The organism is Streptomyces albireticuli (assembly GCF_021228125.1).
Classification (GTDB): domain Bacteria; phylum Actinomycetota; class Actinomycetes; order Streptomycetales; family Streptomycetaceae; genus Streptomyces; species Streptomyces albireticuli.
Genome location: NZ_JAJQQS010000010.1, coordinates 203482 through 225315 on the forward strand (window position 1 = coordinate 203482; position 21834 = coordinate 225315).

The 21834-nt window shown below is 73.1% G+C and carries 23 protein-coding genes and 1 pseudogene; 10 read left to right on the forward strand and 14 right to left on the reverse strand.

Going from position 1 to position 21834, the window contains the following annotated elements; translation table 11 throughout:
* Positions 1-143: 143 nt before the first annotated feature.
* Positions 144-653 carry a hypothetical protein gene (locus LUZ64_RS19975; RefSeq protein ID WP_095583067.1) on the forward strand — a complete coding sequence of 170 codons (510 nt, stop codon included), beginning with the start codon at positions 144-146 and terminating at the stop codon, positions 651-653.
* A 67-nt stretch (positions 654-720) separates the two neighbouring features.
* Here LUZ64_RS19975 and LUZ64_RS19980 read toward each other — a convergent pair whose 3' ends face one another.
* Both LUZ64_RS19980 and LUZ64_RS37205 read right to left on the reverse strand, forming a co-directional pair.
* Positions 721-1446, reverse strand: a complete 726-nt coding sequence (locus LUZ64_RS19980; protein WP_095583066.1) for a response regulator — start codon at positions 1444-1446, stop codon at positions 721-723.
* Positions 1443-2759, reverse strand: coding sequence for a sensor histidine kinase (locus LUZ64_RS37205; protein ID WP_095583065.1), 1317 nt, complete (start codon positions 2757-2759; stop codon positions 1443-1445). Before LUZ64_RS37205 ends, LUZ64_RS19980 begins: the two co-directional genes overlap by 4 nt.
* 320 nt (positions 2760-3079) lie before the next feature.
* Between LUZ64_RS37205 and LUZ64_RS19990 the strand changes: the two genes are divergently transcribed.
* From LUZ64_RS19990 to LUZ64_RS20005, 4 genes and pseudogenes are all read left to right on the forward strand, one after another.
* Positions 3080-3472 (forward strand): peptidase inhibitor family I36 protein, encoded by a 393-nt coding sequence (locus LUZ64_RS19990; RefSeq protein ID WP_095583064.1) that lies wholly within the window; start codon positions 3080-3082, stop codon positions 3470-3472.
* A gap of 214 nt (positions 3473-3686) precedes the next feature.
* A pseudogene (locus LUZ64_RS19995) lies at positions 3687-5196 on the forward strand (MbnB/TglH/ChrH family RiPP precursor modification enzyme).
* A gap of 3 nt (positions 5197-5199) precedes the next feature.
* Positions 5200-6261 carry a TIGR04222 domain-containing membrane protein gene (locus LUZ64_RS20000; protein WP_095583061.1) on the forward strand — a complete coding sequence of 354 codons (1062 nt, stop codon included), beginning with the start codon at positions 5200-5202 and terminating at the stop codon, positions 6259-6261.
* A 280-nt stretch (positions 6262-6541) separates the two neighbouring features.
* Entirely contained in the window at positions 6542-6919 is a 378-nt protein-coding gene (locus LUZ64_RS20005) for a PaaI family thioesterase (protein WP_232398677.1), read from the forward strand.
* Positions 6920-6989: 70 nt separating this feature from the next.
* Here the strand turns inward: LUZ64_RS20005 and LUZ64_RS20010 are convergent, their stop codons facing one another.
* The 5 genes from LUZ64_RS20010 to LUZ64_RS20030 form a co-directional block, all read right to left on the reverse strand.
* Positions 6990-7817 carry an AfsR/SARP family transcriptional regulator gene (locus tag LUZ64_RS20010; protein WP_095583059.1) on the reverse strand — a complete coding sequence of 276 codons (828 nt, stop codon included), beginning with the start codon at positions 7815-7817 and terminating at the stop codon, positions 6990-6992.
* Between the two features lie 259 nt (positions 7818-8076).
* The gene (locus tag LUZ64_RS20015) at positions 8077-9075 is read right to left on the reverse strand and encodes an RICIN domain-containing protein (RefSeq protein ID WP_095583058.1); all 999 of its coding nucleotides are present in this window, start codon (positions 9073-9075) and stop codon (positions 8077-8079) included.
* Positions 9076-9104: 29 nt separating this feature from the next.
* On the reverse strand, positions 9105-9533 hold the full coding sequence (locus LUZ64_RS20020) for a peptidoglycan-binding domain-containing protein (protein WP_095583057.1): 429 nt from the start codon (positions 9531-9533) through the stop codon (positions 9105-9107).
* Positions 9534-9575: 42 nt separating this feature from the next.
* A complete protein-coding gene (locus LUZ64_RS20025) occupies positions 9576-10052 on the reverse strand; it encodes a hypothetical protein (RefSeq protein ID WP_095583056.1) in 477 nt (158 codons plus the stop codon).
* 39 nt (positions 10053-10091) lie between these two features.
* Entirely contained in the window at positions 10092-10565 is a 474-nt protein-coding gene (locus LUZ64_RS20030; protein WP_143593344.1) for a hypothetical protein, read from the reverse strand.
* A 268-nt stretch (positions 10566-10833) separates the two neighbouring features.
* Here LUZ64_RS20030 and LUZ64_RS20035 point away from each other — a divergent pair, with 268 nt between their 5' ends.
* On the forward strand, positions 10834-11337 hold the full coding sequence (locus tag LUZ64_RS20035; RefSeq protein ID WP_372478732.1) for a GNAT family N-acetyltransferase: 504 nt from the start codon (positions 10834-10836) through the stop codon (positions 11335-11337).
* Positions 11338-11607: 270 nt separating this feature from the next.
* On the forward strand, positions 11608-12492 hold the full coding sequence (locus LUZ64_RS20040) for a DMT family transporter (protein ID WP_232398646.1): 885 nt from the start codon (positions 11608-11610) through the stop codon (positions 12490-12492).
* Between the two features lie 201 nt (positions 12493-12693).
* On the opposite strand, the gene LUZ64_RS20045 is transcribed toward LUZ64_RS20040, so the two are convergent.
* Complete coding sequence (locus tag LUZ64_RS20045; protein WP_170116911.1) at positions 12694-13833, reverse strand: alanine racemase; 1140 nt, start codon at positions 13831-13833, stop codon at positions 12694-12696.
* 156 nt (positions 13834-13989) lie between these two features.
* On the opposite strand from LUZ64_RS20045, the gene LUZ64_RS20050 reads away from it, so the two are divergent.
* Entirely contained in the window at positions 13990-14574 is a 585-nt protein-coding gene (locus tag LUZ64_RS20050; RefSeq protein WP_170116910.1) for a cupin domain-containing protein, read from the forward strand.
* A 15-nt stretch (positions 14575-14589) separates the two neighbouring features.
* Here LUZ64_RS20050 and LUZ64_RS20055 read toward each other — a convergent pair whose 3' ends face one another.
* From LUZ64_RS20055 to LUZ64_RS20065, 3 genes are all read right to left on the reverse strand, one after another.
* Positions 14590-15975 carry a S41 family peptidase gene (locus LUZ64_RS20055; RefSeq protein WP_095584206.1) on the reverse strand — a complete coding sequence of 462 codons (1386 nt, stop codon included), beginning with the start codon at positions 15973-15975 and terminating at the stop codon, positions 14590-14592.
* A gap of 296 nt (positions 15976-16271) precedes the next feature.
* Positions 16272-16613 (reverse strand): hypothetical protein, encoded by a 342-nt coding sequence (locus tag LUZ64_RS20060; protein ID WP_095584201.1) that lies wholly within the window; start codon positions 16611-16613, stop codon positions 16272-16274.
* A 163-nt stretch (positions 16614-16776) separates the two neighbouring features.
* Positions 16777-17562: a methyltransferase domain-containing protein gene (locus tag LUZ64_RS20065; protein ID WP_095584200.1), complete on the reverse strand. Its 786-nt coding sequence runs from the start codon at positions 17560-17562 to the stop codon at positions 16777-16779.
* 60 nt (positions 17563-17622) lie between these two features.
* On the opposite strand from LUZ64_RS20065, the gene LUZ64_RS20070 reads away from it, so the two are divergent.
* Positions 17623-18201 (forward strand): GNAT family N-acetyltransferase, encoded by a 579-nt coding sequence (locus LUZ64_RS20070; protein ID WP_170116909.1) that lies wholly within the window; start codon positions 17623-17625, stop codon positions 18199-18201.
* Here the strand turns inward: LUZ64_RS20070 and LUZ64_RS20075 are convergent.
* The 3 genes from LUZ64_RS20075 to LUZ64_RS20085 form a co-directional block, all read right to left on the reverse strand.
* Positions 18182-19102, reverse strand: a complete 921-nt coding sequence (locus LUZ64_RS20075; protein WP_095584199.1) for an MBL fold metallo-hydrolase — start codon at positions 19100-19102, stop codon at positions 18182-18184. The genes LUZ64_RS20070 and LUZ64_RS20075 overlap by 20 nt on opposite strands.
* 184 nt (positions 19103-19286) lie before the next feature.
* Complete coding sequence (locus LUZ64_RS20080; protein WP_095584198.1) at positions 19287-19766, reverse strand: nucleotide triphosphate diphosphatase NUDT15; 480 nt, start codon at positions 19764-19766, stop codon at positions 19287-19289.
* Positions 19767-19861: 95 nt separating this feature from the next.
* Entirely contained in the window at positions 19862-20314 is a 453-nt protein-coding gene (locus tag LUZ64_RS20085) for an NUDIX hydrolase (protein WP_095584197.1), read from the reverse strand.
* Between the two features lie 564 nt (positions 20315-20878).
* Here LUZ64_RS20085 and LUZ64_RS20090 point away from each other — a divergent pair.
* Entirely contained in the window at positions 20879-21832 is a 954-nt protein-coding gene (locus LUZ64_RS20090; RefSeq protein ID WP_143593419.1) for a hypothetical protein, read from the forward strand.
* Positions 21833-21834 lie beyond the last annotated feature (2 nt).

A 21834-nucleotide genomic window follows, 5' to 3' on the forward strand; every position in this document is an offset into this window, starting at 1 on the left:
CGGCCGTGCGCCGACGGCCGGTGCCGCCCGGCCGACGGGGCCTTCGCGGCGACGCCCCCACCGGGCCGGGCGCGAGCGCGGGCACATCAAGCCTGGTCGGACCCGGTGCGGGGGTGTCATACGGGCGGGCGTACGCTCCGATCATGGACGGACGTGGCGCGCTGAGGCGCCGTATTCGAATCTGGCTTGTCGTCTTCATCGTCGGCCTCGTGCTGAGCGGGCTGACGGCGTTCCCGTTGGTCACCGAAGTGCGGTGGATGGAGGAGGTGCTGGGTTCCGGCGCCTCCCCGGTCCCCGAGCACCTGCCGGGACTGATGGAGTGGGTGGTCAGGGTCCGGGAGGGCCTGGAGGCGACCGACGCGAAGTATCCGTTCGTGCTGTACGGCACGGACTGGCTGGCCTTCGCGCACCTGGTCATCGCGGTCGCGTTCTACGGACCGTACCGGGACCCCGTGCGCAACATCTGGGTCATCGAGTTCGGCGTGATCGCATGTGCCGGAATCGTGCCGCTCGCGCTGATCTGCGGCTCGGTCCGGGGAATTCCGTTCTTCTGGCAGCTGATCGACATGTCGTTCGGATTCTTCGGCGCGATCCCGCTGCTGATGGTCCGTCGGCTGATCAAGCGGCTGGAGGCGTACGAGCTCGCGGCCTGAGGTGAACGGCCGCGGAGGCCGCGAGCGCCGGACGGGCTGGTTCTCAGCCCGTCTCGCCGTCTCGCCGTCACGAGAACCGCTGCACCACCGCCGGCCTGATCAGCCCCGACTCGTACGCGAGCGTCACCGCCTGCGCCCGGCTCGTCAGATCCAGCTTCGTCATGATCCGGTTGATGTGCGTCTTCACCGTGGAGATGCTGACGGTCAGCCGCGCCGCGATCTCCGGGTTCGTCAGACCCCGCGCCACCAGCCCCAGGATGTCCCGCTCCCGCCGCGTCAACGGTGCCAGCAGCTCGGACGCGTCCTCCTCGGGAGCGCTCTCAGGGACGTCACCGGAAGCCGCGGGCGCCGCATGCCGCGTGGTGTACGCCTCGATGAGCCGGCGGGTCACCGTCGGTGCGAACAGCATGTCGCCCGCGGCGACCGTGCGGATGGCGGTGAACAGCCTCTCGGGCGGGGTGTCCTTCAGCAGGAACCCGGCGGCGCCGGCGCGCAGCGCCGCGTAGACGTACTCGTCGAGGTCGTAGGTGGTCAGGATCAGGATGCGGGGGCGGGGGTCGGGTGCCTCGGCGAGGATCCGTTCGGTGGCGGTGACGCCGTCGGCCCCGCGCAGCCGGATGTCCATCAGGACGATGTCGGGGCGGAGCTCACCGGCCAGGGCCACGGCTTCCTCGCCGCTCTCGGCCTGCCCGCACACCTCCAGGTCGGGTGTGGCCCGCAGCAGGGCGGCCAGGCCCTCGCGGATCAGGATCTCGTCGTCGACGACGAGGACGCGGGTCCTCCGCTCGGTCATGGCCCTGATTCCTCTCCCCCGCCCCGGCCGGTGCCGGCCGGGCCCGTCCCCGCGCGCGGCCGTACGGTACCGGCGTCCGCGCGGTACGCGCCGGCCGTCGGGGCGGGCAACGGCAGTGTCAGCAGCACCTCGTACCCTCCTTGCCGCCGCGGCCCCGCGGCGAACGTGCCGCCGTACAGCTTGGCGCGCTCCCGCATCCCCAGCAATCCCTGGCCGCCGCCGGGCACCCGTTCCGCGCCGGGGCCCGCCGCACCTCCGGCGGAGGCCGTGCCGGACCCGCCCCCGTCGTCGTCGACGCGGACGACGAGCAGGTCCCTGGTGTAGCGCAGCGCCACGGTCGCGCGGGCGGCGGGGGCGTGTTTGAGGACGTTGGTGAGGGCCTCCTGGACGATCCGGTACGCGGACAGGTCACCGCCCGGCGGCAAGGGGCGGGCGATGCCGCTGACGACGAGGTCCGCGCGGACGCCCGCCGCGCGTACCCGCTCCACCAGCTCGGGCAGGTCCGCCAGGCCGGGGGCCGAACCCTCCGGAGGCTCCACGGCGGCATCGGGGCCCTTGCCGTCCGCCGTCGGCAGGCGCAGGACCCGGAGGAGGCCGCGCATCTCCTCCAGGGACTGCCGGGCGGTGTCGGCCACGGTGCCCAGGGCCGTACGGGCGGTGTCGGGCGCGGTGTCGAACACGTAGCGGGCGAGGCCGCTCTGGACGGCGATCACGGACAGGTGGTGGGCGACGACGTCGTGGAGCTCGCGCGCGATGCGCATGCGCTCCTCGGTCACCTCGTGGCGGGCCCGGGCGGCCTGTTCGAGCTGGAGGCGGCGGGTCAGGACGCGCAGTTGCCCGTTGCGCTCGGCCAGCCGCCGCGCACCGGCGCCGAAGGCCCAGGCCAGGCCGAGGACCAGCACCGTCTGCGCGGTGGCCACGACGAACGAGACGACATGGGCGGAGAGCCCGCCGTACTCCCACACGCACGCGGTCAGCACCGCCCCGGGCAGGACCCGGCGGGACGGCAGTTCGGTGGCGACGGTGAAGAACGCCAGCATGGGCGGCCACACATTGGCCGAGGGCTGATAGCCGCGGGCCGAGTAGAGGGCCAGCCCCGCGCAGGAGACGGCCAGGACCGTACGCGGCGCGGCGCGGCGGAAGGCCACCGGCAGTCCGGTCACCGCGCTCAGCGCGATCGCCCACGCGTCGAAGGGAGGCCAGGGGGCGCCGGGGTGGTACTGGAGCGCGAAGGTGATCGTCAGAGACGTCATGGTGACGGCGATGACCACGTCGACGAGACGCCGTTGGGCCGGCCCTGTCCCTAAGCGCATGGGCGCAGCGTACCGACGCGGGGCCGCGGGGGGCGTCGGGGCGGGGGACGACCTCGCGGTCCCGGCGGCTCCACCCCTGGGGTGACATGCGGGACCGGGCCCGGGCGGACCTCCACCCTGGGGCCGACGCGGCCGCGCGCGAGGTGTGGCGGTACGTGACGGCGCCCGCCCGGTGTGCCCCGCGTACGTACGCCACCGGGTTGACGACCGGCTCCGGGCCGCCCGGCTAGATTCGCCGTCGAAACGTCCGAGGCACGACAAGGGCCCCGCGCCGGGACCGGCACCCGCCGGTTCCCGGACGCGACAGGAAAGGGATCACCATGTCACTGCGCAGGCGCACGAGGATCGGGCTGGCCGCCGCCGCGGCGGTCGCCGGGCTGACGACGGCGATCGTCCCGGCCACGGCCGCCGGAGCCGCCGGTACCTCCGGGACGGCGGCACAGGCGGCTCCCGGCAACTGTCCCAAGCTGTACTTCTGCGGCTACTCCCAGGCCAACTACAAGGGCACGCTGTGGAAGATCACCAAGTGCAACGTCTACTACGAGATACCGGACGGCTGGAACAGCGGCGGCTCCTGGTACAACAACCAGAGCAACGGGACCGTCGCCCGCATGTACGACAAGAACAAGAAGCTCATCTACTCGACCCCGCCGGCGGCTTCCGGCGACCCGACGGGGAACTGGGGACCCGTGTGGTACGTCAAGGCCTGCTGACCCCGGCCTGACGGACCCACACGTTCCGCCTCGCGGCGCGGAGAACGGGGGAACCGCGAGGCGGGCGGGCGGCGTGCTCGGGGGCATGCCGCCCGCCGGCGTTCCGCTCCGGTGCCCCACGACAAGATCACACCCCACCCCGTCTTTCCTGAGGTCCCCGGAGGGAATTACCTTCGCGTTGGTGACGGACTGCAGGGGGTACGGGGGGTTGGTCATGAGTGTGCCATTGGGGACGGGTATCGGCTGGCGGCCGGGGATCGCCGAGGACATCGCCGGTCTCCCCGGGGTCGACTGGGTCGAGGTCGTCGCGGAGAACATCCGCGCCGACGACCCGCCCGAAGCGCTGCGGCGCCTGCGCGCGCGGGGTACGACCGTCGTCCCGCACGGCGCCTCGCTCGGTCTCGGCGGCGCGGACCGCCCCGACCTGGGCCGGCTCGTCGCGCTCGCGGAGCTGGCGGAGGCGCTCGACGCCCCGCTCGTCAGCGAGCACGTCGCGTTCGTACGGGCCGGGGGGTCGCTGACCGGGTCACCACGGGTCGAGGCCGGGCACCTGCTGCCGGTGCCCCGCACCCGGGACGCGCTGGACGTGCTCTGCGCGAACGTCCGTCTGGCGCAGGCCGCGCTGCCCGTACCGCTCGCGCTGGAGAACATCGCGGCCCTCGTGACCTGGCCCGGCGAGGAGCTCACCGAGGGGCGGTTCCTCTCCGAGCTCGTCGAACGGACGGGGGTGCGGCTGCTCGTCGACGTCGCCAACCTCCACACCAACCACGTCAACCGGGGCGAGGACCCGGCGACCGTGCTGGACGGTCTCCCCGTCGAGGCTCTCGCCTACGTGCACGTGGCGGGCGGCTTCGAAAGGGAGGGCCTCTGGTACGACAGCCATGCCCACCCGGTGACCCGGCCCGTCCTGGACGTCCTGGCGGAGCTGTGCGACCGCGTCGCACCGCCGGGCGTCCTCCTGGAACGGGACGACCACTTCCCGGAGGCGGAGGAGCTTTCGGCCGAGCTGGACGCCATACGGGCCGTGACCGGGCGGGCGCGTGCCCGTGTCTGACGTCCCCCTGCCCGACGGGCCCATGTCCGACGGGCCCATGTCCGACGGGCCCATGTCCGATGTGGCCGTTCCCGACGGGCGTTTGCCCGACGCCCCCGTACCCGACGTCCCCGTACCCGACGCCCCCGTTCGCGGCGTGGCCCGGACGACCGGCGCGCCCCGGCCGGCAGCGGGGGACTCCGCGGCCGCCCCGGATCCGGACGCCGCCGCCCGGGAGCGGCTCGCGCACGCCCAGCTCGCCCTGCTGTCCACCCTCGTCGCGGGCGGCCCGGAACCCGAAGGGTTCGATCCGGTAAGGCTGGAGGTCCAGCGCCGGGCGCTGCTCGGCAAACGCGCGCACGTCGTCGCCAAGGTCGCGCCCGAGTTGCGCGACATCCTGGGCCCCCGCTTCCACGAGCTGTTCCTGGGCTACGCCCGGGAACGGCCCATGACCGACGGCTACCACCGGGACGCGCTGGACTTCGCCCGCGGCGTCCTGCGCACCGGCGCCCTGGAAGCTGATCCGGAGCGGCACCGGCGGCTGACGGACTGGGAGGCCGAACGTACCGCCCACACCGCCTGTACCGCTTGTACCGCCCGTTCCGGCTCCGCGGGCAGGCCACCGCTCCTCAGCCGCCTCGCCGCGGCCCTTGGCTCCCGGCGCGCCGAGCGCCGGCGGAAAGGCAACTGACTGATGATCACCATCGCTGTCGTCGTCGCCCTGCTGTGCCTGCTGCTCCCGTCCGTCCGGCTGTCGCGTCTGCGGCGCGGCGCGCGCGGGCCGCTGGCGGCGGACGCCGCGGACAGCCTCCCGGACCTGCCGGGTGTGGCCTATCTGCTCGGCGGCGCGGAACACGTCGTGGACGCGACCGTCCTCAAGATGTACGAGGACCGGCGCATCACGCTGCGGAAGGGCCGGGTCACCGTGGTCGACCCGGCCTCCCGCCACGCGATGGAGCGCGCGCTGCTCAAGCGGTGCAGCACCGACTGGAGCAACTCCCTGCGCACCCTGCGCCGGGAGATGCGCGAGGACCCGGCGCTGGAGGGGATCGACCGTTCGCTGGTCGACCAAGGGCTGCTCATGGCACCGGCGACCCGGCGCGGGTGGCCGCGTGCCGCTCTGGTCCAGAAGGCGGGACTGGCCGTCGCGGCGACCGTGACCGTGGTCCTGCTCTTCCTCCCCGCCTCCTACCCGCTGCCTTTCGTCGTGCTGGCGCCGGCCCTCCTCGGGGCCGCCCTCGTGGCCCGCACGTGCGAGCCGCCCAAGTGGCGGGTCCCCCGCACCGATCACGGCGAGCGCGTCGCACGGCACCTCAGGTACCGGGGGTCATGGAGCGTCCACACCCCCGAGCTCCACCCGGAGGGCCTCGCGGGGGTGGTCGCCGTGCGGGGGCCGGAGGCCCTGACAGATGACGAGCTGCGCGCGCAGTTCGACCAGCCGGCGGAGAAGCCGGCCCTGACCCCTGCCACCACGGCGCGTGGGGGTGGGACTTCCTCGTCGTACGCGTCCTCCTCCTCGGCTTCACGGTCCTCAGCGTCCTCCGGGTCCTCCGGTTCTTCCGGATCCACCTCCTCCGCCTCCTCCTCGGTCTCGTCCTCGGCGATCATCGTGGGGGCGTCCTGTGGCACCGGGGACTCCGGCGACACGAGTGGTTCCAGCGACTCGGGGAGCGCTTCGAGCTGTTCGAGCAGCTACAGCAGTTGCTCCTCCGGGAGTTCGTGCTCCAGTTGCAGCAGTGGCAGCAGCTGCTCCTGAGAGGCGTCGGCGGGCCGCGACGGCTCCTGTGACAGGAGGCGGCGCGGGGCGCTTTCGGGACTTGGGCGTGGCCCCGGCCATCAGCCGTGGCGAAGCCCTGGCAGCCGCCGCCGGGCGGCGACAGACTGACGTCCGGCCACGTCCTCCTCCCGAAAGGCGGCCCCTCATGCCGGATTCCGCGCCCGGTTCCGCATCCGGATCCACCCCCGGAACCGCATCCGTGCCCACCACCGGGGGAACGCCGCCCGGGGCGGCCGGCCTCGCCGGCCTCCTGGCCGCCATGCCGTTCGCGTCGCACCTGGGCATGACCCTCGACGAGGCGACGCCGGAGGTCGCGCGCGGCAGCCTCGCCTGGTCCGCCGAGCGGTGCACCGTCGGCGGCGCCCTGCACGGCGGCGCCCTGATGACCCTGGCCGACGCCGTCGGCGCGGTGTGCGCCTACCTCAACCTCCCGGCGGGGGCGGGCACGTCGACGGTGGAGTCCAAGACCAACTTCCTGCGGGCGGTCCGCTCGGGCGGCGTGCGCGCCACCGCCCGCCCACTGCACGTCGGAGGGACCGTCGTGGTGGTGCAGACCGACCTGCGGGACGACGAGGACCGGCTCGTCGGGCAGACCACTCAGACCCAGCTCGTCCTCACCCCGAAGGCCCGGTCCTGACCGGAGCCGACCGGAACCACAGGCTTCCCGGACCCCGGGCCCGCCCCACCGCCCGTTGCGTCAGCTCACTTCACGAGAGCACCGGACATCTCGTCCAAGGCGCGGACGGGGCCGAGGCGTCCGGAGGTACGGCCGGATGATCCAGGGCCGGGTCGTGCGAGAGGATCGCCTGTTCCGTGCGCTGGAGCTGCGGCGAGGGCCGGACGCCCAATTCGTCCGCGAGACGGCGCCACATACGGCGATAGATCTCCAGGGCATCGGCCTGCCGGCCGGAGCGATAGAAGGCGATCATCAACAGTTCGCAATAGCGCTCGTGCAAAGGATGAGCCAGATGCGTCTCGTACAACTCGGCCAGTATCGTGGCGTGGTTGCCATTCTCCAGTTCGGCGCCGAAAAGGAGCTCCAGGGCGCGCAGGCGGTACGCCTCGTAACGCACGGCGGCCCTTCTGCACGCCGGGGTCCGCGCGGCGTCGCCGAACGCCGGGCCGCGCCACATGGCGAGCGCTTCCCGTAACAACCGCACCGAATCACCAGGGGAATGGAATTTTCCCGCCTCGACGCTGTTGATCTTCCTGACGAATTCAGTGGCGTCGAGTTCGCCCTCGGCGAGGGCGAGCCGGTAGCCGGAGGGATGGACGGTCAGCCGCGGCTCCGTGCGCTCCGGCTCCAGCGCCCTGAGCCTGCGACGGAGCCTGCTGATATGGGCGTACAGGGTGTTGGGCTGGACATCCCACATCGACTCGCCCCACATCCGCCGCATCAGCGCCTCGCTGGACACGCTTTCGCCCTCACCGACGAGCAGGGTCTGGAGGAGTGTCCGCTGGAGTTCCCCGGAAATCTCGATCTTCTTCCCCGGGACATTTATTTCCAGTGCGCCCAACACGGAGAATATCAGCACAGTGATTCCCGCTCTCTGTGACGATGATAGTGAGGTGCGAGCCGCCCGACGGACGATGGCGCAGGAGAGCGTCGGGGCGGTCGGCCCGGCCATCGAGCCACCACGACGAAGTATATGGGCCGTGGCCGCCAAGCGGACTGCCCGCGTCGGTGAATGCCCGTTCGTAACTCACGACTCGCAAGGAAGCAGTGCATACAGGGGGCAGATAATTTCCCCGCCCTCCCGTCACACTGCTTCCTACCCACTCGTCAGAACGGAATCACGCCGATTGCGCCGCCACTCGGGCCACCGAGGGAACCATCTGCCACAGCTGGTCCCTGGTGCCGGAGTCGGTCCACTGATCCGTCTCCGCTCCCTCGTCCGAGCTCACGGCCTTGATTCCCAGGAGTTTCGCGCTGTTCACATTGACGAGGGTGTGGAACCCGGTGCCCTGCGGCCGTGCCAGCCACGCCTGTTCGGTACCACCCTCGCAGGCCGCCTGGACGCCGCGGGCGCCGTTCTCGGTGCTCGCGCCCTCGATGGACAGGCACTTCCCCGTGTACACGTTGGCCAGCGTGACGGCGCCGCCCGCGGCGGTGCCGACCTGCCACTTCTGCTCCAGTGCCGTGCCGGAGCAGGTCAGCTGGACGACCTTCGCCCCGTCGTCCGGGCTCCGCCCTTCGATCCCCAGGCACTTACCGCTGTGGGCGTTGACGAGCGTCGTCTCCCGCACCGGGTCGGACCGCTGGACGAACTCGGCACCCGGCTGGCGCGCGCAGTCCCACTGCCGCAGCGGCGCCCCGTCCTCCAGCGAGGAGCCGGTGACCTCGACGCACTTGCGCGGGGACGCGGTCGCGGGCTGGAGCCAGGCGTTGTCCCCGGCGTCCGCCAGGCCGAAGTCGGCTCCCGGCCTGCCCTCGCAGTTCCCCTGCCGGATCGCGGCGCCGTTCACCGGGCTGGAGTTCTCCACCTCGAGGCACTTGCCGCTGTAGACGTTGACGATGTTGACGGTTCCCCCACCGGCCTCGGACGCCCGGAGGTACCACAGGGCCCGTGGGCTCCCGACGCAGCGCTGCTGCCGTACGGCCTCCCCCTCCGCCGCGGAGGCGACCTCCAGGCACTTGCCGCTGTGCGCGGCCAGGATGTTGACCTCCTGCCGCGGGGCGGCCCGCGCCACGGTGGTGTACCCGGGCACGAGAGCGAGCAGCACCGTGACGGCCAGGAGCGTGACGAGCGCGCGCGACCGGGCGGCGAGCCGGGTCGGGGAGAGTGACGGCATGGCGGGCCCCCTGCTCGGCGGGAAAGGAGTCAAGGATGCAGGGCGGCCCACGTGGCGGCGTCGACGACACCGGTCACCGCGAGGCTGAACTGCCTCTGGAGGGTCTTCACCGACGCCTCGGTGACCTCTTCGAACACGCCGTTCACAGTGACGTTCTGGAACCGGTACACCTCGTTGAGGATGCACTGGAGGTGACGTACGGCCTCGCCCGTACTCCCCTTCCGCAAGGAGGGGTGGCCGCCCAGGAACATGCACAGGCGCCATTCGGCGACGGTCGTGGCGGAGCCGACGGCGGCAGCGGTGGTGGCGGCCGTGGCGGTGACGGTCAGGGCGGCGGCCGCGAGCAGCGCTGCCGCGAGTCGGTGACGGCCCGGTCTCAGCCTCGGTCGAGGTCTCGGTGCCGATACCGTTCTTGGTGCCGGTGCCGATCTTGGCGCCGGCGCCGATGTCGATCCCATGGCCCTCTCTCCCCTTCCCGCTCCCGCCGGACGCCACGCCCCTCAGACCCACGGGCAGTTCGGCAGCCCCGGGAACGGATGCGCCACCCCCGCGGGCACCTTCACCACCTCGCCCGGCACCGCACCCCACCCCTTGATCCTGGGCAGATCGGCCACTTGATCGCCTTGCACGTAGTACCAGACGCTGTTCCCCTTCGTGTCCTTCGGTCCGAAGGTGTAGCACGTGAACCACGAGGGGGACAGCTTGAGCCAGCCGGTGAGCACGGCGCCGAAGTCCGCCTTGCCGTAGACGTCCGAGGGCTCGTTGTCGCAGTACAGCGCCTTGTCGAAGACATTGCCGATGGCGTCCCGCAGGACGATCCCCGTCCGGATCCCGCAGACGCCCGCTGCCGCCGCCGGCGGCGCGGGGCCGAGCAGCACGGACCCGGACACCAGCGCGCCCGCCACGGCCGCGCCCAAGGCGCCACGACCGCGCCGCCGGGAGCGGAGGACCGGGGCGGCCGACGAGTCCCGTCTCAAGCGAAGCTCCTCTCGCGTCCCGCGAAGCGGGGGCGGCCCTCACCGAGGCGCGGGGGACGAGGAGCCGTCGGTCCAGGGGCACTCGGGCATGCCCGCGACCGGGTGCTTCGGCGCCTTGACCGCGACCGCCGGCATATAGCCCCACGCCTTCGACGCCGGGCTCGCCAGCACCCGGTCGCCCTGCGTGTAGTACCAGCGGTCGTCACCGAGGTAGTCGCTGCCCTTCTTCCAGCAGACCAGCCAGCCGGGGGAGAACTCCATGCGCCCGATGACCGCGCTGGTGGAGCGCGACTGGATGCGTATCCACCCGGGCTCCAGCTCGCACCAGAAGTCGCCGGTGAAGTTCCTCCCGGTCCAGTCCACATGCGCTTCGGCGGGACGCGCCCGGCACGGCGGCGGCTCGGCGGCGGACGCCCGCGCCGGTACCGCCAGGGTCAGCGCCGCGGTGGTCACGGCCACGGCGACCGCGCACCGGCGCGGCAGGCGGACGAAGCCTCCGGGCAAGGCGCTCACCCCCCCTGTCGGAACCACTGGGCGGACAAGGTGCCCGGGCCGGCGGTGCGGCCGGTCCCGTGCGTCGGAGTATCGGGCCGCTCCCGGCTGCGCGTTAAGCGATTTTCGGCCGCGCCCCGCCGCGGCGGCCCGCCGGGGCGCCGTCGTCCCAGGTCGCCCGCGCCCGTGGGCTCGTCCCGCCCGGGGAAATGACCGAGACCCGGAGGTCCGTGCCCCGGCCCGTCGACGGGCTTGCACCGGCGGCCGTGCCGGGATGACGATGCACTCCGTGATCCGTCAAGCCAGAAGAGAAGAGATCCCGCGGCTGCGGGACATCGAGCGGGCCGCCGGAAGGCTGTTCTCCGAGATCGACATGACAGCGGTCGCGGAGGACGAGCCGCCGTCCCCGGAAGTGCTCCGGCAGTACATCGACGCCGACCGCGCCTGGGTGCACACGGACGACCGGGACGTCGCCGTCGGCTATGTCGTCGTCGACCTCGTCGACGGCTGCGCGCACATCGAGCAGATCTCCGTGGACCCCGCGCACGGCCGGCGGCGCGTCGGCGCGGGCCTCATCGAACACGTCGGCGGCTGGGCGAAGGAGCGCGGTGCCCCGGCGCTCACCCTGACGACGTTCACCGAGGTGGCGTGGAACGGCCCGTACTACGAGCGGTGCGGCTTCGGCCCCGTCCCGGACGCGGAGCTCACCCCTGGCCTCCGCGAGATCCGCGAGGCGGAGGCGGCCCACGGACTGGACCGCTGGCCCCGGGTCTGTATGCGCCGGGCGCTGTAGCCCGCACGCCGCCCCGGACGTTCCGGGTGCCGGGTGGCCGGTCCGCCCCGTCCGAGCCGCCCGGCCCCGGGCGCTCCCGTACGTACCGGAGCGCGGCGCCGGACGCGCCCGATCGTGTGGTCGCCGTCCCCGCCCGGTGGTGCGGCCCCGGTGCGCGCGGTCACTCTGCGACCGTTGCGGCCAGTGGCCGGGCCGTCCGGCCGGACCGGCGACCGGCGACCGGCGACCGGCGACCGGCGACCGGCACCCCGGAACTCGAGGAACCGACCCATGGCCCTGTTCTCCGCGCTGTTCGCCCTGCTGGCGGCCGTGGGCAACGCCACGGGGACGGTGCTCCAGCGCGTGGCGGCGCGGACCGTGCCGCCGGGCGACGCCTTCAGCGTGCGGCTCGTCCGGCATCTGCTGCGCAGCCCGGCGTGGCTCGGCGGCGTCGCCGTGATCGTCGGCGCGGCGGCGTGCCAGGCGCTGGCCCTGACGCTCGGTTCGCTGTCGCTCGTCCAGCCGCTCCTCGTGCTCGAACTCCCCTTCACCCTCCTCATCGCCGGTGCGCTGGCCCGGCGGCGGCTGCCGGCGGCCGGCTGGGCGGCGTCCGTCATGGTCGCCGCCGGGCTCGGCCTGGCGCTGGCGGCGGCCGCGCCGGGCGGCGGGCGCGCCACCGCCTCCCCCGGCCTGTGGGCGCTGACCCTGTTCGCCACCGCCGGTGCCATGGCGCTCTGTGTGCTGGCCGCCCTGCCCCGGCCGCGCGGCAGGGCGCGCGCGGCCCTGTTCAGCTCCGCCTCCGCGATCGGCTACGCCCTGACGGCCACGCTGATGAAGTCCGCCACGGGTGTCTTCGAGCGGGACGGCGCCGGGGCCTTCCTCACCGCCTGGCAGACCTACGCGTTCGTGGCCGCCGGTGCGTGCGCGCTCTTCCTCCTGGCCAACGCCATGGAGTCCGGCCCGCTGGTGGCCTCCCAGCCGGCCCTCACGCTGGGCGAGGGGCTGGTCAGCCTGGCCCTCGGCATCCTGGTGTACGGGGAGCGGGTGCGGGCGGGGTGGTGGCTGGTGCCGGAGGGGGTGGGGGCGGTGCTGGTGACGTGGGGGGTGCTGATTCTGCCTCGGGTGGATGTGGAGGGTGAGGGGGAGCGGGCGGCTCAGCCGACGAACGAGCCGTAGCGAGCACGGGCATACGGCCCGGGCGCCTGCGGCGGGCTTTGTCCCCTACCCGCCCCTTCCCGAACCGGGGCTCCGCCCCGGACCCCGGTCCTCAAGCGCCGGACGGGCTGATTTCAGCCCGTCCGGCGCTTGAGGACATTCGGGAAGGGGCGGGTAGGGGACAAAGCCCCGCGCAGCGGCACCCCACCCGCACCGCACCCGCTAGCGGAACCGCGGGTGCCACACCTCCCGGAACGTCCCCTCCTCGTCGACGACCGTGATGTCCGGCCACTTGTCGAAGGCCGAGCACGGGTGTGAGATCCCGAGGTCGACCTCGTCGCCCACGCGCAGGTCGTGCGCGTCGGTGAGCGTCAGGTGGTGGTCGAAGATCTGGACGGCCGTGCCGGTCGTGGCGCGGAACGGGGCACCCGGGGTACGGGCGCCGAGGAGGACGGGCAGGCCGGCGTCGTAGGGCAATTCGCGTTTGCCGGCGCCGAGGACGGCGCGTCCCGGCTCGGGGGTGGAGAGGACGACCGCGCGGACGGTCAGCGCGCCCTCCAGCCCGGGGAAGGGTGTCACCTGCCGGTATGTGCCGTGGTCGTGGGTGACGTAGCAGCCGGAGCGCAGGACGAACACCGGTGCCGGGCCGTCCGGGCGCGCGGAGAGCTCGCGGTACGCCTCGACGGCCCGGTCGGGGAACGCGGAGCCGCCCATGCTGAGGACGGGCCGCCCGGAGCGGATCAGCGGGGCCAGGCCGTGGAGGACCTCGGCCGTCCGGCGGCAGTGCGCGTCGACGTCGGCGAGGGTGTCCGTGTCCCGGCGGTTGGGGCGGACGCCCTCGTAGCCGGCGACACCGGCCAGCAGCAGTCCCGGTGCGGCGTCGGGGTCGGCGACGGCCTCGCCGAGGGCGTGGGCCTCCGCGGGTTCCCGGACGCCGGTCCGCCCCTCCGGTGTGCCCACGTCGATCAGGATCCGGAGGGGGTTGGCGGCGCCGCGCAGCGCCGAACGGGCGAGGCCGAGGCCCGCGTGGGAGTCGACGAGGCAGTACAGCTCCAGGTCCGGCACGGTGTCGAGCCACTGCCGCAGGGTGGTGAGGTCGGCGTCGCGCACCACCTCGTTGGCGATCAGGACGCGGCGGATCCCCCACTCCACGGCGATGCCGGCCTGCCGCACGGTGGCGACCGTGACGCCCCAGGCGCCGGCGGCCAGCTGCCGTTCCACGATCGGGCGGGTCATGGTCGTCTTGATGTGCGGGGCCAGCTCGACGCCCTGCTCACGGCACCAGGCGGCCATGAGCTCCACGTTGTGTTCCAGCGCGCGCAGGTTCAGCCGCAGCTCGGGCAGCACGGGGTCGTGGTTCATGGGGCCTCCGGACGTACGTTCACGTGTGCTCTGCGCGTGCTCTATATCGGATGGAGCGTAGAGCATCCTCGACATCGGACGTCCACTATGCTGGATGCGGCATCTTTTTTACTAGATATTCCCGTAGGCGAAATCCGTAGACGAAAGAGGGTCCGGGTGACCACCGACGACCACCGGTCCACCCCCGGCCGGGAGGCCGGGATCGGCGGGCACCTCCGCCGCGCGCGCCTGGAGAAGGGCTACACCCTGGAGCGGCTCGCCGAGCTGACCGGCCTGTCGCGCAGCTACCTCAGCAACGTCGAGCGCGACGTCAACAGCCCCACCATCAACACGCTGCGCACGATCGTCGACGCCCTGGGCGTCTCCCTCAGCCGCCTCTTCCGGGAGATCGACGGCGAGCGGCGCGTGGTGACCCGGCCCGACCAGCGGGTGGAGCTCACCCGCGCCGGAGTGGAGGGCGTCACCTACACCCTGCTCAACCCCGACCCCGTCGGCCGCCTGGAGATGATGCTCCTGGAGGTGGCGCCGGGGGCGTCCTCCGGGGACCGCCCCCACACCCACGCGGGCGAGGAGGTCGGCCTCCTGCTCAGCGGCGAGCTCGACTACTGGGTCGACGGCGTCCACTACCACCTGACGCCCGGCGACACCGTCAGCTTCGAGTCCACCACCCCGCACCGCTACCACAACCCGGGCGCGGTCCCGGCGGTCTGCGTCTGGTCGGAGACTCCGCCCGGCTTCTGAACACCGGCTCCGCCGCTATGCCTTCCGGCCCCGCAGCACCTCCACGGCCTTGTCGAAGGCCGAGTCACGGCCGGCCTCGAACTCCTCCTCGGTGAAGACCGGCACCTCCATGCGGGCGCTCGGCGGGATGCCGGGCCCGTCGTAGGACCGGCCCGAGCGGTTCAGGAACTCCTCGTTGGGCAGCCAGGCGGCCATGCCGTCGGGCAGGACGCGCGTCATGACGTCCGAGAACACGCCCTGTGTGTGCTGCCCGATCCGGACCGTCCCGCCCGGCCGGTCCATGAGGGCCTGGGTGAAGGTCTCACCGGCGCTGACGGTGGAGCCGCCGATCAGCACGGCGACCGGACCGGTGTACCGGGGCGCCTTCGCCGGGTTGACGTACAGCGGCTGCGGGCGGGTGTGCCGGGTCGCGTCGGCGGGGTCGTTGCGGGCCCGCTTGGAGTAGGCGAGGTACGGGGTGTCGGTGAGCCGCCCGGCGATGCGCAGCCCCATGGCGTCGGAACCGCCGCCGTTGATCCGCAGATCGATGATCAGACCGCGCAGGTCCTTGACTCGTTCGCGGGTGAACACCGCGTCCAGCGCCCGGTCCAGCTCGGCCAGCTGGGTGGCGTACGGCGCGCCCTCCGCCGCGTAGCCGCCGAATCCGGAGACGCGCAGATAGCCCTGTCCGCCGGGCAGGTCGGCGTAGGTGATCCGGCCGTTGGCGAACTCGTGCGTCTTCCGCCCCTTGAGGTCGCGTTCCAGGATGTGCTTCTTGGCGCGCTCGTCCAGGTCCGGGCCGGGCATCTCCGTGCCGGGGCGTGTCCGAGCGAAGATCTTCTTTCCGTCCTGGACGGCGACGTGCGCGTCGTTCAGCGGCGCAACCATCTCGCCGAACAGCGTGAACAGTTCGTCCTTGGGCGTGTCGACGCGCACCTTCGGGCGGTACCTGTCGCGCACCTTGTGCCAGTCGACGCCCTTGGCGGCGAAGAAGGGGTAGTTCTCCTCGAAGGACTGCCAGAAGACGTCGAAGGAGGCGAGCGAGTCCTTGGGATCCGCCTGGCGCCCGCAGGACTCGGGGAGCGCCGCCGTGCGCCGCAGCTCGCGGTCGCCGACCGCGCCGTCCGCGTGCAGGGTGGCCCGGTCACCGCCCGGCCGGGCGCGCACCGTGAGGACGACCCCGTCACCGGTGGTGTAGGACACGGCCGGTCCGGTGCCGGTGCCGGTCCGCTCGGCCGAGTCGCTCTTCATACAGCTCACGGCGGTGGTCTGGTACTCCTGGAGGTGTCCGTCCGCGAGGACCAGCACGGTGCCGTAGCCGTCCATGCGCCAGACGCCGTCGGTGGCCGGGCGCGGGGCGGCGGGGGCCGCCGTGGCACCGGTGGCGGTCAGTACGGTCCCGCCGGCGAGGGCCAGCGCCATGACCGCGGTGACGGCCTTGGCCGGTGAACTCTTGCGTCGCACGATCTGTCCTTCCCTGTACGTGACACGGCACGTCACGTTCTCCGTGGGATCCACGATCGCGGGAGCGCCCCGGCCGGGGACATCCGGCTGCCCGGCCGATCCGTGGGGGGATATCCCCCCGTACCGGTAGCACCCTGGTACGGGTGCCCCGGCGGGGCCGGGAGCGCGTCCCTCACGGCGGAGGAAGCCGGCACCGGCCGGACCCGCGGCGGTCCGTACGCGCACGGACCGTACGCGCACGCCCCCCGCCCGGGTCAGATGGTGACGCAGACGCCGTCCTCGATGCTGCGGCCGTCCCGCTCCAGACCGCCGCAGACGAGCTTCGAGCCCGCCTGCTCGTAGCCGACCTCCCACCTGTGGGACGCCGCGTTCACCTTGGGAGAGTGGTAGTTGCCCCAGTAGGACCGCAGCGTCCCGGGCAGGCCGTCCGTGGTCCGGACGGTGATGTCCTGGACGAACCGGTTGTGATGGGCCGTCATGACGCAGATGTACTTCCCGCATTGGGAGTTGACCCCGGTCGGCGCCGCGCTCGCCGGGACGGCGACGGCGGAGCCCATGGCGAGAGCGGCGAGCACGGTGGCGACGATCTTCCTCATCACATTCCTCAATTGTCGGCAGGTGTCCACTGGGCCCCGCGCACCCCGCGCGCGGCCGGCCACCCCAGTAGACCGGCCGGCGGGCGGGGAAGCCGCCGCCGTCCGGGCGGGCCACCTGATGAGGTGATGTTCCTTCCGCGACGTTTCGCCGGTTACGGGCTCGCTACGCGCGGGTCGCCGTCGTCACATGCGCCAGGCAGGACGCCTCCACCAGCCCCTTCCCCTCGCGGGACTCCTGCTCCTCGCGCAGGGCGCGCACCCGCTCCGGGTCGAGGGCGCCCGCCGCCACCGCTGCCGCGCAGGCCGGTTCCACGAGCAGCGGCCACGCCTCGGCGAACGTCGTGAAGACCAGGGGCACCGTGCTCGTGACGCGGTCGGTGAAGCCCGCGCGCCCCAGGAGGGCGTCATGGCGGGCGCCGGCCCGGCCGTCGGCCAGGGCCTCGGCGAAGGCCTCGGCGGCGGGGCCGGTCGTGGCGGTGTGGCCGGAGGCGATGGCGAGCGTGGCGAAGTCCGGATCCGCCAGGGCGATGCGGCCGCCGGGACGGAGCACCCGGCGGGCCTCCTCCAGGGCGCGCGCCGCGTCGGGGAGGTGGATGAGGAGCCGCTCCGCGCGGTACCAGCCGACGCGCCCGTCCGGGAAAGGCAGGGCCATGGCGTCACCGACGAGATAGCTGCTCCCGGCGAAACGGGTGCGGGCCGTCCGCACCAGGGAGTTGCTGCGGTCCACGCCGACGACGGCCAGGCCCGCCGCGCGGAGTTCGGCGACCGCGTGGCCGGTGCCGCATCCGACATCGACGCCGTGTCCCGTCGGCCGGCCGAGTCGTTGGGCGATGTGGGCGCGCAGGGCCGTGACGGGCGCGGAGCGCTCGGCCAGCTCCAGGTACGCCTCGTACGCCCCCGGGCTCGGGGCCTTGTCCACGTCGCTGAAATGCCGGGCCGTCAAAGACATGCAGCGGACTGTACGCAGGTCGAGGGCGCGCACCCGGTCGAAACAGAGGAAACCGCGAGAATGTACCCCGCCACGGTGACCGGAGACCGGCTGTGCCTCCGGGAGTTGACGTCCGAGGACCTTCCCGTGCTCACCCGCCTGTACGGCGACCCGCGGGTCACGCGCTATCTGCGCTTCGACGCCCTGGACGCCGAGGCGGCCGCCGCGAAGTACGAGGAGCGCCGCCGGACCGCGTTCGACGCTCCCCGTACCCGCTTCGAGATGGCCGTCACCACACCGGACGACCCCGCCATGGTCGGGACGCTGGGGATGACGCTGGAGCCCCCGCACCACCTCTCCGGATGGCTCAACGAACTCGTGCTCGTCCCGGAGGTGTGGTCCCGGGGCTACGGCAGCGAGGCTCTACGACTGATGATCGGCCTGGGTTTCGAGCGGCTGGGGCTGCACCGCATCTGGGGGCTGCGCCGCCACGACCATCCCGTCACGCACGGCACGATCACCGAGGCGGGCATGTCGCAGGAGGGCCGGATGCGCGACTGGGTCCGCACCGGCGGGCGCTGGCACGACGTCGTGACCTACTCCGTCCTGCGGCACGAGTGGGACGCCCGGCGCCCGAGCGTCACCAGCGCACGGCGGTGAAGTCGACGGGCCGTTCCGGCATCGTCCGGGTCCGGGCGGTCAGCTCCCTGAGCCGCCGGGCCATCTCGGGGGCGGGGAGCCGCTTGCGGTCGCCGTGGCCCGGCAGCAGCCATTCGAAGCGCAGCCGGCCTGCGTTCCTGTGCAGGGAGGCGCTGAGCTCGGCCATCGAGTACCAGGTGACGCTCTCCACCACCTCCATATCGGCCGTCGTGCGGGACCAGTACAGGCTGTCGCCGCTGAAGCAGTAGCGCTCGTCGGCGACGTAGAGCACGCTGCCGAGGGTGTGCCCCGGCAGCGGGTACGCGAGCACGCCGTCTCCGATCACGGCCGGTTCCGTCCCGCGCAGCACGCGGTCGGCGTCCGGGGCCGCTTCGAGATCCCCCTCGTGGATCCACAGGCGGGCGCCGAAGCGGTCGGCGTACGCGCGGCCGTGCGCGGCGTGGTCGTAGTGGGTGAGGAGCACGTCGGTGACGGGCCCCAGCGCCTCGTAGCGCGCGGCGAGCGCGGTGCTCCACCGGGGGGTGTCGATCATCATCATGGTGCCGGACGGGCGCCGCAGCAGGTAGGAGTTGGCGCCCGCGTTGTGGGTGGAGTTGTGTCCGCACAGGTGGACACGGTCGTCCAGGGCGAGCGGGAAGGGGTCCTGCGCGGGGTCGAGCCGCCCGGAACCGGGCCGGATCGAGCGGGTGTGGCAGGCGTGGGCGGCGGCGTTCAGCTGCCGGACCTCCGCGGCGTCGCGCGGCTGCCGGACGACCTCCGCGCGGCCTCCGACCTCCTCGATGAGTCCGGGGGCGAGCTGGCGGGCGACGTCGCAGTTGGTGCACCTGGAGTCGACGTACCAGTCGTTCGTACCCCGGGCCGTGCGCCCTTCCGCGGGCGGGCCTGACGGGTCGTCGTGCATGGTGGGCTCCTTTCGTGTGCGCCCGGCTCGGCGGGCCGCGCGCACACGTCCAGAGATATCCCCCGCCGTCCGGAAAGCGGAAGGGGAGTCAGGGCTTGTGGTTCACCGTGCGTACGTCTCTGCGCGCACGGACGGGCTGGTGTGAAATGCCCCGATTTATCCTTGGCGTGTCCCGCGAGACGCCTCAGAACGCGATCGGGTAGCGGTGGGCCGGCGGGTGGTCGATCGCCAGTCCCGGCCGCCACGCCGTGAGGGCCTGCGCGGAGGGGACGAAGAGCGGGCCGGGCAGCGCGTCCGGCTGGAACCACTGCCAACGGGCCACGAGATGGGGCTCGGCGGCGACCGGGGCGCCCTCGTACGCGGTGACGAGCACGGCGGCCGTCAGACGGCTGACGCCACCGGCGTCGTCGAGCAGCAGCGCGGTCACCTCGGCGTCCGCCGGGGCGGCGGTCAGCGAGGTCTCCTCGCGGAGCTCGCGCACGGCCGCCGCCTGGAGGGACTCCCCCGGCTCGACCGAACCGCCGGGCAGTTCCCAGACGCCGGCGTGGTGGTGCCCGAGCAGGATCCGCTCGCGCGGGTCGACGACGATCACGCCGACGCCGATGGCCGCGTGCGCGGCCGGGGGCTCGGTGCCGCGGGGGCGGCTGGTCACGGTGCGGGTCATGGTGGGTGGGTTCCCTTCTCCTGGCGGTCGCTCACGGGTTCTCACGGATACGGACGGGCGCCGGGACGGCGCGGGCGGGCCCTTCGCGCGCCCCTTCACACCGCCCAGCCGTGCGTCGACAGCAGGGCCCCGGAGGTGAACCGGGTCAGCACCGCCGCCGTGTACGGCACGCAGTCGGCGGGCGGACGCGCGGGGTCGGCCCAGACCAGCGCCGCGCACTTGGCCGGCTCCAGGTTGCGCGGCTCGCCGTCCCAGCGCTGCGCGGTGAAGACGACCCCGAGGCGGCCGTTCCCCTCGGGGCTGTGGTGGTGGATGAGGTGGCAGAACTCCAACTCCCCCGGGTCGAGGCACAGTCCGACCTCCTCACGGACCTCGCGCAAGGCGCCGTCGACGACGGTCTCACCCTCTTCGAGGTGCCCGCCCGGCGGGGCGAGCAGGCCGCTCGCGTACACGTCACCGGCGCGGCGGAGCAGCAGCACGCGGCCGTCGTCGCGGTGCAGCAGGACCATCACGTCGATCACGCACCTGTAGCGCGGGGGACGGCTCATCCGCGCCTCCCGGTGGCGGCCTCGGCACCGGCGGCGGCGGGCAGCGGCCCGCCCTGTTCGAACGACGATCGCGTTCTCGTGGTGTTCGCGTGGCGGTCGTGGTGGTGATGCACTGCGCCTCCTCGTTGACCCGGATCGGACGGGCGATCGGAAAAACGACGTCCGATCGGGGGAGTCACGGCCACCGAAGGGCGTTTTCCCGCACGGGAATTCGATGACGCGTCAAGCGGCCCGCGCTCCCGGGGGCGGGCGCCCGGCGGCGCTTGTGCGATTCACCCGGGCGTGGCCGCTCACTCGATCCGGGTCTTGCGTTGCTCCCGGGAACGACCGGACGGAAGCCGCACGCCTGTGTCCACCGCGCCTCCCCCGGCTCCGCTTTGCCCTCGGAGAGACTCCGCGCGGCGGGGCGCGCTGCCGCGGCCGTACCGCGGACGGCGTACCCGCGGGGTGTCCCGGGGAGCCGCCGCCAACGGCCATTTCCAGGGGTACTGAAGTGCCCTCGTCCGGGGCTAAGGTCCGCTTCTGACGAAGCATCATGGTGCGGCATTCGACGAGAGGCAGGCCATGAGATCCAGAAGAGAAGTGCTCCGGGCGGCGACGGCCGCGGTGGGCGTCGCGGCCGTCGGAGCGATCGGCGGCGGGACTGCCTTCGCGGCGGGCACGGCGTCGCCACGGCGGTCGTTCGGCTCCGTCGGTACGCCCCTCAACACCTTCCACGACGCCTCCGGGCGTGTGACCGTGTCCGTCTTCTCCCACCACGGCAACCCTCCACAGTCGCACTGGATCGACAAGACCACCCTCGTCGGCGACGGCGAGATGATCGCCATCGGCGGCGGCGCCACTGCGACGGACGGCAACCCCGGGGCGCTGCTGACCGCGTCCTACCCGACCGACGACCTGTCGGGCTGGACCGTCAGCTCCAAGGACCATCTCCAGGCGCACCCGCACGCCCTCACCTCGTACGTCATCGGTCTCAAGATCGCCGGTCTGAGCCGGGCCCAGCTCCTGCGGTCCGTCTACGTGTCCCGCGCGGACAGCGGTACCGCCCCGCACCCGGAGGCCGAGGCGGGAATCCCCTCGTCGAACGACTACGTCCTGGTGGGCGGCGGCTTCCGGGTGGACTGGCACGGCGCGGGGAACCTCGCCACGGCCTCGTTCCCGTCGACCGAGTTCTCCTGGAAGGCCCGGTCGAAGGACCACGGGCAGTCCGACCCGGCCAACATCAGGGCGTACGCCATCGCCCTGCGCCGCGATCTCCCGGTCGGGCGGGTCGTGTCGTCCGTCACCCGCGCCGACTCCGGCCAGACCGCGCACCCGGCCGCCGTCGCCTCGGTGACGCCGGGGTACGCGCTGACGGGCGGCGGTGGCGAGGCGCACTGGCGTGGCGCCGGCAATCTGCTGTGGCGCCTCGAACCGGCCACCTCGCAGACGCCGAGCTTCGCCGCGGCGTCCAAGGACCATCTCTGGTCCGACCCGTCCTCGATCACCGCCTACGCCCTGGGCATCCGCGTCGTCTGACC